12 protein-coding genes are annotated in these 16804 nt (G+C 64.9%); 1 reads left to right on the top strand and 11 read right to left on the bottom strand.

Translation table 11 applies throughout. The features are described 5' to 3' along the window. Window positions 1-2 precede the first annotated feature (2 nt). The 10 genes from QJT82_RS05335 to QJT82_RS05380 form a co-directional block, all read right to left on the bottom strand. Window positions 3-1286: an acetyl-CoA C-acetyltransferase gene (locus tag QJT82_RS05335; protein WP_028338599.1), complete on the bottom strand. Its 1284-nt coding sequence runs from the start codon at window positions 1284-1286 to the stop codon at window positions 3-5. Next, window positions 1286-3553, bottom strand: coding sequence for an acyl-CoA dehydrogenase (locus QJT82_RS05340; protein WP_028338598.1), 2268 nt, complete (start codon window positions 3551-3553; stop codon window positions 1286-1288). The genes QJT82_RS05335 and QJT82_RS05340 overlap by 1 nt, the downstream gene beginning before the upstream one ends. Window positions 3554-3911: 358 nt before the next feature. After that, window positions 3912-5153 carry an SMP-30/gluconolactonase/LRE family protein gene (locus QJT82_RS05345; RefSeq protein ID WP_028338597.1) on the bottom strand — a complete coding sequence of 414 codons (1242 nt, stop codon included), beginning with the start codon at window positions 5151-5153 and terminating at the stop codon, window positions 3912-3914. A gap of 327 nt (window positions 5154-5480) precedes the next feature. Then, the gene (locus QJT82_RS05350; protein ID WP_028338596.1) at window positions 5481-6104 is read right to left on the bottom strand and encodes a flavin reductase family protein; all 624 of its coding nucleotides are present in this window, start codon (window positions 6102-6104) and stop codon (window positions 5481-5483) included. Window positions 6105-6234: 130 nt separating this feature from the next. Next, window positions 6235-6843, bottom strand: coding sequence for a TetR/AcrR family transcriptional regulator (locus QJT82_RS05355; RefSeq protein WP_028338595.1), 609 nt, complete (start codon window positions 6841-6843; stop codon window positions 6235-6237). A gap of 21 nt (window positions 6844-6864) precedes the next feature. Beyond that, entirely contained in the window at window positions 6865-10002 is a 3138-nt protein-coding gene (locus QJT82_RS05360) for an efflux RND transporter permease subunit (protein WP_259244745.1), read from the bottom strand. Between the two features lie 124 nt (window positions 10003-10126). Continuing rightward, window positions 10127-11233, bottom strand: coding sequence for an efflux RND transporter periplasmic adaptor subunit (locus tag QJT82_RS05365; RefSeq protein WP_028338593.1), 1107 nt, complete (start codon window positions 11231-11233; stop codon window positions 10127-10129). Window positions 11234-11609: 376 nt separating this feature from the next. Then, complete coding sequence (locus QJT82_RS05370) at window positions 11610-12935, bottom strand: MFS transporter (RefSeq protein WP_028338592.1); 1326 nt, start codon at window positions 12933-12935, stop codon at window positions 11610-11612. Window positions 12936-13136: 201 nt separating this feature from the next. Then, entirely contained in the window at window positions 13137-14300 is a 1164-nt protein-coding gene (locus QJT82_RS05375) for a crosslink repair DNA glycosylase YcaQ family protein (protein WP_028338591.1), read from the bottom strand. A 78-nt stretch (window positions 14301-14378) separates the two neighbouring features. Further along, complete coding sequence (locus tag QJT82_RS05380; protein WP_028338590.1) at window positions 14379-14621, bottom strand: hypothetical protein; 243 nt, start codon at window positions 14619-14621, stop codon at window positions 14379-14381. Window positions 14622-14779: 158 nt separating this feature from the next. Here QJT82_RS05380 and QJT82_RS05385 point away from each other — a divergent pair, with 158 nt between their 5' ends. Continuing rightward, window positions 14780-15412, top strand: coding sequence for an OmpA family protein (locus QJT82_RS05385; RefSeq protein WP_028338589.1), 633 nt, complete (start codon window positions 14780-14782; stop codon window positions 15410-15412). 46 nt (window positions 15413-15458) lie between these two features. Here QJT82_RS05385 and QJT82_RS05390 read toward each other — a convergent pair whose 3' ends face one another. After that, complete coding sequence (locus QJT82_RS05390) at window positions 15459-16763, bottom strand: phospholipid carrier-dependent glycosyltransferase (RefSeq protein ID WP_028338588.1); 1305 nt, start codon at window positions 16761-16763, stop codon at window positions 15459-15461. Window positions 16764-16804: the final 41 nt, after the last annotated feature.

Below are 16804 nucleotides of genomic sequence, written 5' to 3' on the forward strand. Positions count from 1 at the left end.
GATCACACCGTCTCTATCAACATCGCGCCGCCCTGCCCGCCACCAATGCATTCGGTGGCGACGCCGCGCCTGGTGCCGAGCCGCTTCATCGCATTGACCAGATGCAGCACGATGCGGTTGCCGCTGGTGCCGACGGGATGACCGAGGCTGATCGCGCCGCCGTCGACGTTGAGCTTGGCGCGGTCGATCTCGCCGGCCGCGCCGTCGAGCCCGAGAATCTCGCGGCAGAATGTCTCGTCGTTCCACGCCGCGAGGCAGCCCAGCACCTGGGTGGCGAAGGCCTCGTTGAGCTCCCAGGTCTCGACGTCCTGCAAGGTCATGGCGTTGCGCTTGAGCATCGCGCTCGCCGACAGCACCGGGCCGAGGCCCATGATCGAGGGATCGAGCGCCGACCATTGGCTGTCGAGGATGACGGCCTTCGGCGTCAGCCCGTGCTTGGCTACCGCCGTCTCCGACGCCAGGATCACCCAGGAAGCGCCGTCGGTGATCTGCGAGGAATTGCCGGCGGTGACCTGGCCCCAGGGCCGTTCGAACACCGGCTTCAGCTTCGCCAGCGTCTCGGGCGTCGAGTCCGGGCGGACGCCGTCGTCGTGGTCGTAGAACTTGCCGTCGCGGGAGAACGCGGTCTCGACCTCGCCCTTGAGAAAGCCTTGCTTCTGCGCGTTGGCCAGCCGCTGATGGCTCTCGGCGGCATATGCATCGGACTGTGCGCGCGTAATGCCGAAGAGATGGCCGACCTTCTCGGCGGTCTGCCCCATGTTGAGCTCGGTGATCGGGTCGGTCAGCCCGCGTTCGAGGCCGATGATCGGCTTGAAGTAGCTCGGCTTCACCTTCAGCGCCGCGGCGACCTTGGCACCTAGCCCCTTGGCGCCGGCAAAGCCGGCAAACCAGCGCACGCCGGAATTGGGCCAGACTAGCGGCGCGTGGCTCAAGGCCTCGGCGCCGCCGGCGAGGATCAGGTCGGAGGTCCCCTCGCGGATGTAGCGGTAGCCGGTGTCGATCGACTGCATGCCGGAGCCGCAATTGATCTGCACCGTGAAGGCGACCATCTCTTCGCCCATGCCGAGCCGGAGCGCCGCGACGCGTGCCGGGTTCATCTCGTCGGCGATCACGTTGACGCAGCCGAGGATCACCTGGTCGAAGCCGGTGGGCGCGAACGGCTGCCGGGCCAGCAGCGGCCGGCCGCATTGCACGGCAAGATCGACCGGGGTGAACGGGCCGGGACCGGAGCGCGCCTTCAGGAACGGCGTCCGGCTGCCGTCGACGATAAAGACTGGTCGCGCCATCAGCTCGCCGCCCTCTGCTCACCAAGCTCCTGGAAGAACTGATGCACGTCGGCGGATTTCTTGTAAATCGGGGACAGCGCCTCAGGCGCAAAATCATCGACCTCGATGACTTTGGCGACGGCCTCGTGAGCGGCCGCGAGTTTCTCGCCGTCGGCCTCGGTGATGACGCCCTTCTTGACGGCATCCTTCCAGTCATGCAGCCGCGCCGCGCGCAGCTGCTTGGCGGCATCCTCGGCTTCGGTGACGAGGCGGAAGGCCTTTTCCAGCCGCGCGATGCCGCCGTCGTCCTCGACAAAGGCGAGGTCCGGCGTCAGCCGGTCGCGCGCCGCCGACGGCGACAGCACGAGCTGCGCGCATTGCTGCACGACGCGATCCGACGGGCCGGTAACGCGGGCGCCGAACGGCTGGATCAGGAATTTCAGCAGCCAAGCCACCGGGCGGTTCGGCAGATTGGCGAAGATTTCCGCAAAGCGGTTCTCGATGGTCTTGAAGCCGGATGCCATGCACCATTGGAGCGCGGGAATATCCTCCTTCTGCCGGCCCTCGTCCTGCCAGCGCTTGAGCGCGGCGGAGAGCAAATAGAGCTCGGAGAGGATGTCGCCGAAGCGCGCGGAGAGCATCTCCTTGCGCTTCAGCGCGCCGCCGAGGGTGAGCAACGCCATGTCGGCGCTCAGCGCGAACGCCGACGAATAGCGCGACAGCTGGCGATAGAACTCGGTCGCATCGCCGGCATCCGGCGCCGGCGCAAACAGGCCGAAGCTCCAGCTGCGACCCCAGGCGCGGAACATGGTCGCGAAGCTGTGGCCGACATGCTTCCAGAACGCGGTGTCGAACGCGGTGAGGCCCTTGTCGCGGTCGGGCTCGCCGAGCGCGTTCATCTCCTGCAACAGATAGGGATGCGCGCGGATCGCGCCCTGCCCGAACACGATCAGATTGCGGGTCAGGATGTTGGCGCCCTCGACCGTGATGCCGACCGGCACCGAGCGGTAGAGCCCGCCGAGATAATTCTGCGGCCCGTCGATCACGGCCTTGCCGCCATGGATGTCCATGGCGTCGTCGATCGCGATCCGCATCCGTTCGGTGGCGTGCAGCTTCATGATCCCGGAGATGACGGCGGGATGATGCCCTTCGTTCAGTGCCGCACAGGTCAGCCGCCGCGCGGCGTCGAGCAGATAGGCCGTGCCGGCGATGCGGGCGAGCGGCTCCTCGATGCCCTCGAACTTGGAAATAGAAATGCCGAACTGCTCGCGGATGCGGGCATAGGCGCCGGTGGTGCGCGCGGCATAGGCAGCGCCGGCCGCCGACAGCGACGGCAGCGAGATGCCGCGGCCGGCGGCGAGCGCCGTCATCAGCATCTTCCAGCCCTGGCCGAGCCGCTCCTGACCGCCGATGATGTAGTCGAGCGGAATGAAGACATCGCGGCCCCAGTTCGGGCCGTTCTGGAACACCTGCATCGCCGGCAGATGGCGGTGGCCGATCGAGACGCCGGGCAGATGGGTCGGGATCAGCGCGACGGTGATGCCGAGCTCCTCCTCGCTGCCGACCAGGTGATCGGGATCATAGGCCTTGAACGCAAGCCCGAGCAGCGTCGAGACCGGACCGAGCGTGATGTAGCGCTTGTGCCAGTTGAGCCTCAAGCCCAGCACCTCGCGGCCTTCGAAATCGCCCTTGCAGATGATGCCGGTGTCGATCATCGAGGCGGCATCGGACCCTGCCTCCGGGCTGGTCAGCCCGAAGCATGGAATGTCCTGACCGGAGGCGAGGCGCGGCAGCCATTTGTCCTGCTGCTCCTTGGTGCCGAAGCGCATCAAGAGTTCGCCCGGCCCGAGCGAGTTCGGCACCATCACGGTGACGGCCGCGGTCAGCGAACGCGACGAGATCTTGCGCACCACTTCGGAATGCGCGTAGGGCGAGAAGCCGAGGCCGCCGAATTCCCTGGGGATGATCATGCCGAAGAATTTCTTGGCCTTGATGAAGGCCCAGACCTCGGGCGGCAGATCGCGCCATTCCCAGTTGATCTTCCACTCGTCGAGCATCCTGCAGAGCTCGTCGACCGGACCGTGCAGGAAGGCTTGCTCTTCGTCGGTCAATCTGGCCGGCGCGAACGCCAGCAATTTCGACCAGTCGGGATTGCCGGTGAACAGATCAGCGTCCCACCAGACGTCGCCGGCCTCCAGCGCCTCGCGCTCGGTGTCCGACATCGTCGGCAGCACGCCACGCGCCCAGGAGAAGATCGGTTTTGTCATATAGTCGCGGCGGAAGCTCATGGCGGATCCTCATGAAACGGCGGCGCGGATGGGTGATCTTATCGGAAAGTGCCGTTCACCGGTGAACACTTCGCTGTTCAAATAAAGCGAAATTGACGCGGCCCAGGCGCCATTCTGTTAACGGCAGGCCACGCGTTCAGTTCCGAAAGCTGAGGTGCGACAATCAGGTAGCGGGGCGATAGCGAATCGCGCGGGACGGCCAAGGAGGCCGCTCTGGCGGCCACCTCTCCCTTGGGAGAGGTCGGCGCGCAGCGCCGGGTGAGGGGTTGCGGTCTCTCGTTGGAGCGGCTCCCCCTCACCCGATTTGCTGCGCAAATCGACCTCTCCCCGCTGGGGAGAGGTGAAGTGAAAACCGAGATCAGGCCGGCCCCGCTCCCTGGGTTGCGGTATAGACCGCGTAGAGCGACTGGCTTGCGGCCATGAACAGGCGATTGCGCTTGGGGCCGCCGAAGGTGATGTTGCCGCAGACCTCGGGCAGCCGGATGCGGCCGAGCAGCTTGCCTTCGGGCGACCACACCGTCACGCCGCTGTAACCGACCGCGCGGCCGGCATTGCTCGAGCACCAGACATTGCCGTTGACGTCGCAGCGGATGCCGTCCGGTCCGCACTTCACGCCGTCGATCGTGAAATCGCTGAACCGCTTGCCGTTGGAAAGCTTGTTGTCGGCGCCGACATCGAACACGAAAACGTCGCCCTTGCCGCCGGGGCCGCTATCGCCCGGTCCCTTGCCGGTCGAGACCACATAGAGCTTCTTGTAGTCCGGCGAGAAGCAGAGGCCGTTCGGATCGGGCACCTGGTCCTCGCTGACCACGAGATCGACACGGCCGGAGGGATCGATGCGATAGCAATTGGTCGGCAGCTCGCGCTTGGCCGGCACGAAGCCCGCCGGCTGCCCGATCCGGGGATTGAGCTTGCCGGCCGGATTGCCTGGGCCGCTCGCGGCGTCGGGTTCGCCCTCATAGAGCTGGCCGCCATAGGGCGGATCGGTGAACCAGTAGCTGCCGTCGGGATGCGCGACGACGTCGTTCGGCGAGTTCAGCCGCTTGCCTTGATAGTTATCGGCGAGCACGGTCGCGGTGCCGTCATTCTCGCAGCGCGTCACACGGCGGGTGAGATGCTCGCAGGACAGCTGGCGGCCCTGGAAGTCGAACGAATTGCCGTTCGAATAGTTCGACGGCATGCGGAAGACGCTGACATGGCCGTCGTCTTCCGACCAGCGCATCTGCCGGTTGTTCGGGATGTCGCTCCACAACAGATAACGGCCCTGCGAACTCCAGGCCGGGCCTTCCGCCCACAACAGGCCGGTGTGGAGGCGCTTGATCGAGGTGTTGGGCTGGGCAAGGTCGTTGAAGGATGGGTCGACCGCGATGATGTCGGGGTCCCAGAAATAGGTGGTCGGCGCACCGCGCGGACTGAAATCGCGCGGCGGGCTGGTGATCGTCGTCGGCGGCCCGACCGGCGCGGGCGCGTTCTGAGCCAGCGCACTGCCGATGCCCGCGACGGCGGCGGCGGAAGCCGCCAGCCCCTGAACCAGCGTGCGTCGTGAAACATTCGGATCGCGTTGTTCTTCGTTAGGATCGCGCCGCGGTTGGCGTGTCATCGCATCCTCCCACTCTGTTGGCCGGCCGTTGATCCGGTCTGGCGGGTGAAGGTTAGACTGCTCCCGGAGAGGTTGCGAGTGATGGTTTTTCATCCCCGCGCGCGGAAATTTCACATTGTTGTGGTGCGGGCCGTCGTTGCGGAGCGACGTCTCTTGCCTCGCCCCGCTTGCGGGGAGAGGTCGGTTTGCATCCCAAGATGCAATCCGGGTGAGGGGTACGGTCTCACGACGATTATAACTTGCAGAGGCTGCCCCTCACCCCTGCCCTCTAAGAGCGAGCTTCGCTCGTCTCGACCCCGCAAGAGCGGGGCGAGGGAGAAGGAAGAGCTAATCCGGCCGGATCATCTCGAACATGTTTTCCGGCTTGATCTCGAAGTAGTCGCCGCGGCGGCCGGCGCGGACGATCGGGTGCGCGAGGCCGGTCTGATAGACGCCGTCCTTGATGAAGGCCTTGTCGATGTGGACGGCGACGACCTCGCCGAGCGTCAGCCACGCCTCGGCCTTCTTGCCGTCGGCGCCCTGGAGCTGGACGATCTGGCTCACCTTGCATTCGAACGACACCGGGCTTTCGGCGACCCGCGGCACGTTGACGAGCTTGCCGGCGACCTGCGTGAGCCCCGCGAGCTTGAACTCGTCGACATCGCGCGCGACATGCGCCGCCGTCGCGTTCATGTGCTTGGCGAGATCCATCGTCGCCAGATTCCAGACGAACTCGCCGGTGTCCTGGATGTTGGCGACGCTGTCCTTCCAGTTGGTGGAGGAGAAGCCGATGATCGGCGGCACGTAGCAGAACGCGTTGAAGAAGCTGTAGGGCGCGAGATTGACGTTGCCGCCCTTGTCGCGCGAGGAGATCCAGCCGATCGGCCGCGGCGCTACGATGGCGTTGAACGGGTCGTGCTTCAGGCCGTGGCCGTTCTTCGGCTCGTAGAAATGCAGGTCTTTGGCGGTCACGGTCAGTTCCTCGTCATTCCGGGATGGTGCGTTAGCACCAGACCCGGAATCTCGAGATTCCGGGTTCGATGCTTACGCATCGCCCCGGAATGACGAGCGAGTCAACTGACGAAAATGTCAGGGCTGGCGCTCAATTGGCGCGGCTGCGCGGCGATAGGCCGGCGATCACGAAATCGATCATCTGGTCGATGGTCGGGCCCGGCTTGGTGGCACATTGGGCGATCATCTGCGGATGGAAGAACCGCATCATCGCCGTGCAGGCGCACAGCGAGGCGAGTTGCAGGTCCGTGATCTCGAACTCCCCCGACGCCGCTCCTTGCGCGATCACCTCGCCGATAATGGAGGCGATGCATTCCATATGGGCGACACAGACGTCCCAGTCCTCCTGCATCGCGATCTCGACCATCTCGTGCAGCTTGGAGTCACCGACATAGCGTTCGGTGTTCATGCGATTGATGGTCGTCATCAGCTGGCGCAGGCGCGGCGCCGCCGGCCCTTCCGAGCGCGCGATGCGCTGTGCCTCGATCTCGACCTCGCCCATCAGGCCGCGGGCCACGCTTTCGTGGATCGACTTCTTCGAATCGAAGAAGCGGTACACGTTGGCGGGGCTCATCCGCAGCTCTTTGGCGATGTCGGCGACCGTCGTCTTCTGGTAACCGATCTGCCGGAACAAGCGCTCCGCCACCACGAGAATCCGCTCGCGGGTGTCGGTTTCGCTATGTTCCGAGATCAGTGTCATGTTGGCCTGCTCAATCTTCAATTATTCGGCCGCCTCAGCAAGCGGAAATGCGCGTTGCGCATCGCCGGCATGCTGCGGCGCAGTATCGGTTTGCTCGGAGCCGCTCTCCTCGAGGGTCTTGCGGAACCAGAGGGCGTAAAGGCCCGGCAGATACAGCAAGGTCAGGAAAGTCGCAACAAACAAACCGCCCATGATGGTGATCGCCATCGGGCCCCAGAACGCCGAGCGCGACAGCGGGATCATGGCGAGGATGGCGGCCAGGGCCGTCAGCACCACCGGCCGGGCACGCCGGACGGTGGCTTCGACGATCGCCTCGCGCCGGGTCAGGCCGGACGCCACGTCGCTCTCGATCTGATCGACCAGGATCACGGCGTTGCGCATGATCATGCCGGCGAGCGCGATCAGGCCGAGCAGCGCCACGAAGCCGAACGGCTGGTTGGCGACGTTCAGGCCCAGCGAGGCGCCGACGATGCCGAGCGGCGCGGTCAGGAACACCAGGAACAGGCGCGAGAAGCTCTGCAGCTGGATCATCAGCAGCGTCAGCATCACCATCACCATCACGGGGAAGAGGATGAAGATCGACGCATTGCCCTTGGCGGATTCCTCGAACGCCCCGCCCGGCTCGATCCGGTAGGCCGGCTCGAGATGGGCCTGGATGTCCTTCAGCTTCGGCGAGATCTGGTTGGTGACGTCGGGCGCCTGCACGCCGTCGACGACATCCGACCGCACGGTGATTGCCATGTCGCGGTTGCGCCGCCACAGGATCGGCTCCTCATGCGCATATTCGATCTTGGCAATCTGCTGCAGCGGGACGGCGACGCCGTTGCGCGTGGTGATGGTGAGATCGCCGACGCGGCCGAGATCGAGCCGCTCGGACGGCACCGCGCGGGCGACCACGCCGACCTTCTCGATGCCGTCGCGGATCGTCGTGACCGGCGCGCCCGAGATCAGCATCGCCAGCGCCTGCGAGACGTCCTGCGGGGTCAGGCCGAGCGCGCGCGCCCGATCCTGGTCGACGGCGAGCTTCAGGTAGGGCGACTGCTCGTTCCAGTCGAGCTGGACGTCCTTGACGTTCTTGTTCTGGCGCATGACGTCGCGCACCTGGTAGGCGATGTCGCGCACCTTGTTGGCATCGGGGCCGATCACGCGGAACTGGACCGGGAAGCCGACCGGCGGACCGAAGTTGAAGCGGTCGACCCGGACCCGCGCCTCGTTCAGCGCGCCATCGGCGGCGGCCTGCTCGATCTTGGCCTTGACGCGCTCGCGCGCCTCGACGTTCTTGGCGAGGATCACGATCTCGGCAAAGGCCTCGTTCGGCAGCTGCGGGTTGAGGCCGAGCCAGAAGCGCGGCGAGCCCTGGCCGACATAGGCGGTGTAGGTCTGGATGTCGTCATCGCCCTTCAGCAGCCCTTCGGCCTTCTTCACCGTCTTCTCGGTGACGTTGAAGGCGGTGCCCTCGGGCAGACGCAGCTGCAGGAACAACTCGGGCCGCTCCGACAGCGGGAAGAACTGCTGCTGGACGTGGCCGAACGCAACGATGGACGCAACGAAGACGCCGACGGTAGCCGCCACCACCTTGATGCGGTGATCGACGCACCACTGCACGACGCTGCGCAGGCCGCGATACATCCGCGTCTCGTAGATCGCGTGCGGATCGTGATTCTGGTGCACCTTGATGTTGGGCAACAGCTTGACGCCGATATAGGGCGTGAAGATCACCGCGACGAACCAGGACGCGACCAGCGAGATCGCCACGATCCAGAAGATGCCGCCGGCATATTCGCCGACCGCAGAATTGGCAAAGCCGATGGGGAGGAAGCCAGCGGCCGTGACCAGCGTTCCCGTGAGCATCGGAAACGCGGTGGATTCCCAGGCAAAGGACGCCGCCTTCATGCGGTCCCAGCCTTGCTCCATCTTCACCACCATCATCTCGACCGCGATAATGGCGTCGTCGACCAGAAGGCCGAGCGCAATGATCAGCGCGCCGAGCGTGATGCGGTGCAGGTCGAGCGACATCGCGTTCATCACGATGAAGACGATACCGAGCACCAGCGGCACCGACAGCGCGACCACGATGCCGGTGCGCCAGCCGAGCGCGACAAAGGAGACGAACAGCACGATCGCGAGCGCCTCGACGAAGGAGTGCACGAACTCGCCGACGGCGTGCTCGACCACCTTGGGCTGGTCGGCGATCTGCTGGACATCGACGCCCTGCGGCACCGCCTTCAGGAACTCGGCGGTCGCCTTCTGGACCTCCTTGCCGAGCTCGAGGATGTTGGCGCCCTTGGCGGTGACGACGCCGATGCCGAGCGCCGGCTTGCCTTCCTGACGCACCACGAAGCTCGGCGGATCGACATAGCCGTGAGAGACGGTCGCGATATCGCCGAGCCGGAACACGCGGCCGTTGCTCTCGACCGGCGTTTCGGCAACCGCCTTGACGCCGTCAAGCGCGCCGGTGACGCGCAGCGGCACGCGCTGCGATGAGCTCTCGACGGTACCGGCCGGGGTGACGTTATTCTGCTTGGCGAGCGAGTCGAACAGCGCCTGCGGCGTGATGCCGAGCGTCGCCAGCTTGGCATGCGAGAACTCGACGAAGATGCGCTCGTCCTGGGTGCCGTAGAGATCGATCTTGGTGACGCCCGGCACCTTCAGCAGGCGCTGGCGAAAACCCTCCGCGACCTTCTTGAGCTGCGCATAATTGGCGCCGTCGCCGGTCATCATATAGAGGATCGAGTCGACGTCGGAGAATTCGTCGTTGACCACGGGACCGAGGATGCCGGAGGGCAGCTCGCCCTGCACATCGACCAGCTTCTTGCGCAACAGATAGAAGAGATAGGGCACGTCCTTCGGCGAGGTCGAATCCTTGAAGGAGACCTGCATCGCCGTGAAGCCCGGCTTGGAATAGGTCTGCACCTTGTCGAAGAACGGCAGCTCCTGCAGTTTCTTCTCGATCGGATCGGCGACCTGCATCTGCATTTCCTGCGAGGTCGCGCCCGGCCACATCACCGAGACGTTCACCACCTTGACGGTGAAGAACGGATCCTCGGCGCGGCCGAGCTTCTCGTAGGAGAAGAAGCCGGCGGCGCCGAGAATGATCATCAGGAACAGGACCAGCGTCGGATGGCTGACCGCCCAGGCCGAAAGGTTGAAGCGCTTCATCGAACTCTCCAGGTCCAAATCGTATCGACTTCAATCGTCATTGCGAGCGAAGCGAAGCAATCCATTCTTCAGCGTGTGGCGACGTGGATTGCTTCGTCGCGTCGCTCCTCGCAATGACGCGGGACTAAAACGACAGCGACGACACGACCCGCACCTTCTGGCTCGGATCGAGTTTCTGCACACCGAGGGCGACCACCTTGGCGCCATCGTCGACGCCGCCCGAGATGACGACGTTGTTGCTCTCGTAGGCCTTCACCTTGACCGGCTTCAGCGCGATGTCGCCCTTGTCGTCGACGATGTAGAGCGAGGGATCGCCGCCCTGGCTGTACAGCGCCGACAGCGGCAACTTGGCGACGCGCTCGCTCGCCTTGTCGGCCAAGGTCAGCGTCGCGGTCATGCCGAGCGAAACCGCCTCGTCGGCGTCCGGCAGCGAGAATTTTGCGAGATAGGTACGGGTAGCGGGATCGGCCTGCGGCGCGACCTCGCGCAGCCTGGCGGCATAGCTCTTCTTGGCGTCCGACCACAGCGTCACCGTGGCTACGCCCGACCTGGCACGAGCGAGAAGCGTCTCGGGGATCGCGACGACAGCTTCCTTCTCGCCAAGTCGGGCGACACGGATCGAAGCCTGGCCCGCGGCAACCACCTGGCCGGGCTCGATCATGGTCGCTGTGACGACACCCCGGGTGTCGGCCACCAGCGTTGCGTAAGAGAGGGAATTCTTGGTCAGCTCGACCGAACGCTCGGCGCGGTTCAGCCGGGCGCGGGCCTCGTCGCCGGCGGCCTTGGCGGAGTCGAGCGCCGCATCGGTGGTCCAGCCCTTGGCCTTCAGATCCTTGGCGCGCTGCTCGGCGGCTGCGGCCTGCGCCAGCACGCCGGTGGCGGCGCGGAATTCGGCCTCCGCCTGCTCGGCCTGCAGCTTCAGGTCGACCTCGTCGAGGGTGGCCAAGGGCTGGTCGACGTCGACTGTCTGTCCGACCTCGACCAGCCGCTTGGCCACCTTGCCGGCAACCCGAAAGCCCATATCGGCTTCGATACGGGGCTTGATGGTGCCGACAAAGCTGCGCTCAGGGGTTTCCGCTTCGTAATGGACGGTCGCCACCAGAACGGGGCGTCCCGGATCGGCGTTTTCGGCCGCCTTTTCATTGCAGCCGGTCAGCGCGAACACCGCAAAAGCCAACGATGCCCCCGTCAAGAGCCTGGAATAGCTCGAGAAAACGGAACGAACGAACATCTGAAATCTCCATCGGGCTGACGACTGATGAAGAGTATCGATTTATCACTGATGAATGTCAATATTCGTCAGTGATAACCAATTCGTGAGCGAGGATCGGAAGCGTGCGAGATTTGCGGTGTGGAACTCGGAAAAAGCGTAGCCCGGATGAAGCCAACGGGTCGCGCGAACGCGCGCCCGATGACCGGCTCCGCGAAATCCGCGACCGTGCCGGCGGCGTGAGGATACCCGGATTACGCTACGCTTCATCCGGGCTACGGCATCGACGGTCCGTAGGATGGGTAGAGCGAAGCGAAACCCATCGTCTCACCGCGCGTGCCAATGATGGGTTTCGCTGCGCTCTACCCATCCTACGAAGGCCTACGCAGCTGCGTCGCTACTTCGCGCCGGCGAACTCGGTCTTGGTCTCGTGGCTGCCGAGGAAAACCAGCAGGCCCGCCGCGAGCGGCAACAGCGACAGCACCAGCAGCCCGGTCGACGTGCTGCCGGTGGCTTCCTTGACCCAGCCGATCAGATAGGGCCCGCCGAAGCCGGCGAGGTTGCCGATCGAGTTGATCAGCGCGATCGCGCCGGCGGCGGCGGTGCCTGACAGCCAGGCGGTCGGCAGCGTCCAGAACACCGCGAAGGTGCAGAACACACCGATCGCGGCGACCGTCAGCACCACCATCGTCATGACCGGATCGGTGATGTAGCTGGAGACGGCGAGCGCCAGCGCGGTCAGCAGCAGCGGCGCGCCGACATGGAACACGCGCTCGCGCGTGGCATCGGAACGGCGTGCCCACAGGATCATCGCGATCGTGCCAAACAGATAGGGAATTGCGGTGACGAAGCCGGTCTGCGCATTGGTCAGCCCGAACGCTTTGACGATCTGCGGCAGCCAGAACTGCATGCCGTAGAGCGAGGCGACGAAGCCGAAATAGATCGCGCTGAGCGCCAGCACCTTCGGCGAGGACAGCGCCTCGCCCAGCGTGAAATGCTTCGCCGCCTGCTTGGCCGCGACCTCGGCGTCGAGCTTCGCCTTGAGCCACGCCTTCTGCTCGGCCGAAAGCCAATCGGCCTTCTCCGGCCGGTCGGTCAGATAGAACCAGGTGACGATGCCGAGCAGCACCGAGGGAATGCCCTCGATGACGAACAGCCACTGCCAGCCCTTCAACCCCATCACGCCGTCGAGGCCGAGCAACAGGCCGGAGATCGGCGCGCCGATCACGGTCGAGATCGGCACCGCGAGCGCGAAGGCGGCGAGGAAGCGCGCACGATATTCGGCCGGGTACCAGTAGGTCAGATAGAGGATGATGCCGGGGAAGAAGCCGGCCTCGGCCACGCCGAGGAAGAAGCGCAGCGCGTAGAAGCTGTGCTCGTCATAGACCGCCGCCATCAACGCCGAGAGGATGCCCCAGCTCACCATGATGCGGGCGATCCACCTGCTGGCGCCGAACCGCTCCAGCGCCAGGTTGCTCGGCACCTCGAAAATGAAATAGCCGATGAAGAAGATGCCGGCGCCGAACGAGAACACCACCGGCGAGAACTTCAGCTCGCTGTTCATGGTGAGCGCGGCGAAACCGAGATTGACGCGGTCGAGATAGGAGAAGAAGTACGCCAGGATCAGGAACGGGATCAGCCGCCAGGAGATCGCGCGGATCGTCGACGTCTCGATCTCGCTGCGGGCGCCGCGATCAGGCGCGATGGTTGCTGTCTGGCTCATAAGCGTCCCCCGGGTGTTGCTTGCCGTGAGGATTATTGGCTGGCTTCGCTTTGAGCAATGGCAAAAACTCATAGCTCACAGCGCAAACGGGAACCCTTGCGACGTCATTGCGAGGAGCGGTAGCGACGAAGCAATCCAACTTCCCACTCGCGGCCCGATGGATTGCTTCGCTCCGCTCGCAATGACGCGGTGCAATAGTCCTTAGTCCGCCAACTGGAAGCGCTCGAAGCGGTCGAGCTCTTCCTCGATGCGGCGCTTCAGCTCCTTGCGTGCCGCCTGCTTCTTGCCGTTGCCGACCCAGCTCCATTTCTGCATCAGGAGCTTCTTGTTCTGCCGGTCGGTCTTGAGGTCGAGGGCGGCGACGATGTCGTCACCGACCAGCACCGGAAGCGCGAAATAGCCGAACAGGCGCTTCTCCTTCGGCACATAGGCCTCGAAACGGTGGCCATAGCCGAAGAACAGCTCGGTGCGCTTGCGCTGGATGATCAGCGGATCGAACGGCGAGAGGATGTGAACCAGGGTGGGATCACCCTCGCCGGTCGCTTCCAGCACCTCGGGCCGCGCCCAATGTTCCTGCTTGCCGGCGCCTTCCAGCGCGACCTGGACCAGCTCCTTGCGGCGCAGGCGCGCCTCGATCAGGCTGCGCACCGCCTTCTCGCTCGGCGCGTCGAGATGGCAGATCGAATCCAGGCTGACGATGCCCTGCGAGCGCAGCGCGCGGTCAAGCAGATAGGCGGTCCGGGCCGAGGCCGGGGCCGGCTTCGGCGGCTTGTCCCAGCCGAAGTGCCGGGTCATCAGCTCGTAGGTCTTCAGCATGCCGGCACGCTCGCTGATCGTGACCACACCGCCATAGAAGGCGAGCTGCAGCGCGCGCTTGGAGGGCTTCCGGCTCTGCCAGAGATGCTCTTTCTCGGTCAGCACGTCGTCGTCGATGTCGCGGATGGTCAGCGGACCGGCACGGAGCAGCCGCAGCACCTTGCGCGTATCCGCCGGGGTCACCGACGAGAACCATTTGTGGCCCTCGCGCTTATGCGCCTTCATCGCCGGCAGGAAGATGCCGATGTCCTTGGACGGAATGTAGGACAGCGCGTGCGTCCAGTACTCGAACACGCTCTTGTCCCGGCTCTGCGCCTGCTTGAGGTCGGCGCGGCGGTAGTCCGGAATGCGGGTGAACAGGATGTGGTGATGGCAGCGCTCGATCACGTTGATGGTGTCGATCTGCACATAGCCGAGATGATCGACGGCGGCCGCCACCGCTGACGCCCCCTCCCCGAACGGCGCCTTTGTATCGAGCCGCTGCGCGCGCAGCCAGATGTGGCGGGCGCTAGCATTGTTCAACGAAAGGGGTTCGGCGGCGCGGGGCATTGCCCCAGCAATGTAGTGAGATTCGCGCCGCTGTGGAGAGCCGCGCGAGGAAAATCAGCTCCGCATCATTCGGAGCGGCTACGTCGATCCGACGACCCGCCGCAACCACGGAACGTCCCCGACCGCCGCGGCCAGGGCCGCGCTTTCCTCATGGAAGATGCGGGACGAATGACCGCCAACCGGAAACCACCCGCGGCCGTCTTCGACGTCCCGCCGATATTCTTCGAAGCCGATGCTGCCGTCCGGGCGCAGGAAGATATCGACGCAGCGCGAGGCGTCTTCGTCATTGATCGAGCGGAGGACGCGATTGACGTGGGCCATGATGTCCTCGCTCCCCCGTCTGCCTGCCTGGCGCAAGGCGGGACGGCGCACCGAACCGTGACCCAGATCACATTCTGGGCTTTGAACCGGTCCTATTCTCCCAGCATCAAAACGACAGCAAGCCGGATTGGCTAGCCCGACATTTGAGGACGAAAACCATGACCCGTTCTTTTTCCCTGTCACTTCTGACAATCGGCGCCGCGCTGTCGATGACGGCGGGCGTCGCACTGGCCGGCAGCGAGGCCGTTCCGGCCGCCCAGATCCTCAATGCGCTGAAGCCGAAGTCGGCCACCCGCGGCCTTTCCGCCGGCACGCAGGTCGACCTAGCGGCTTCCGCCAAGGAGGCAAGCTTCCTCAACACCGTCCGCAACCGGCAGACCCGTTCGTTGTCGCGCGTTGAACGCCAGGAGATCGCCGAGATCGCGGCGAACAAGCCGAAGATCGATCTGGAGATCCACTTCGACTACAACTCCGCCGACATCAGCAAGGGCTCGACCCAGGCGGTGCAGGAGCTCGGCAAGGCGCTGTCCGATGCCAGCATGAAGGGCTCGACCTTCGTCGTCGCCGGCCATACCGACGCGATCGGCGGCGAGGCCTATAACCAGGACCTGTCGGAGCGCCGCGCCGACACCATCAAGAAATATCTGGTCGAGCATTACGGCTTGAACGGCTCGGATCTCGTCACCGTCGGCTACGGCAAGACCCGGCCGAAGGACCCGAGCGCGCCGATGGACCCGACCAATCGCCGCGTGCAGGTCGTCAACATGGATACCAAGACCGCGTCGCAGTAATCTCTTTGCATTCTCGATCCGCCTGCCGGTGCGGCAGGCGGATCAATCATATCCAGCTCTGGAACAGCATCAGCCGGTTGAACGTCGCCATCGACGTCTCGATGACAGCGGCCGTGACCGGCAGCATCGCAACAAACCCTGCGCATCCAACCGCGACGAACGCCCACAGCAGCCAACGCGGCGCACCCTTGCGCGTCAAGGCGTAGACCAGCACGAAACTCGCGGTGGTCGCCGACGGCAGATAGTAATAGATGAAACCGAGCGTGCGCGGCAGCAGCGCCCAGGCGAGATACGGGCCGAGGTAGAACGCCAGCACGAGAAATGCATCACGGCCGCGCCCGACGATCCAGTCGCGCAGCGCAATGATCACCGCGATCAATGCCGGCCACAGCACCAGCGGGTTGCCGAGGAACACGATCGCGGCGAACCTGTCATCGCCGACCTTCTCGAACAGGTACCAGACAGGGCGCACCAGGAACGGCCAGGACGGCCATGAGCTCATATAGGTGTGGCCCGCGATGGCGGCCGTGGTGTTGTCGGCAAAGATGCGGCGCTGCGCCTCCATGATATCCGTGAACGAGAGGCCGTAGAGCGGCACGAATGTCGCGAGATAGACGGCCGCCGGGATCAGCACGAAGCAGACGATGAAGTGCGGAAGACGAAAGTCCGGCCACAGCTCCGGCCGGTACCAATCCTCCGCATTGGCGTCGGCAAAGCGCGTGCGCCAGCCCTGCATCAGGCGGATCACCACGATGATCGCGATGCAGGTCGCGAGCACGAACAGCCCGCTCCATTTGCTGGCAGTGGCAAGCCCCGCGAAGAATCCCGCCAGCGCAAAGGCGGATTGCGGCCGCTTTTGCCTGAAGCCGTGGACGAACGCCGCGATCGCGAACAGGCCGAAGGCGAGCGCGAAAATATCCAGCATCGCGATCCGCGACTGCACGAACAGCATCTGGTTGAAGAAGGCGAGCAGCACGGCTGCGATCGCGCGTTGCTGCGACGCGAACAGCGCAAGCCCGCCGAGATAGACGCCGACCAGCGCCAAGGCACCGAACAGCGCCGCGGGATAGCGCCATCCGAGCGGCCCATCGCCGAACGCCGTGATCGAGAGCGCGATGATCTCCTTGGCGAGCGGCGGATGCATCGGGTTGAGGATCGGGCCCTCGCGCACCGGCAACAGCATCTGCCGCGCCGCCGGCACGTAATGCACCTCGTCGAAATAGAGCTTGTCCGGCGCGGTGATCCCGAACAGCAGCACGACATGGGCCACGATGAAGACGATGGCCGCGACGATCGCCGTGCGCGCGGCGGGACGTCGTGGAACAGAAGGAGATTTGGATACGATGTTCAAAGGGCAAGCACGGTGCGAGGGGAACGCAGCTTGCGACAATT

The organism is Bradyrhizobium sp. Mp19 (genome assembly GCF_029952935.1).
GTDB lineage: Bacteria > Pseudomonadota > Alphaproteobacteria > Rhizobiales > Xanthobacteraceae > Bradyrhizobium > Bradyrhizobium elkanii.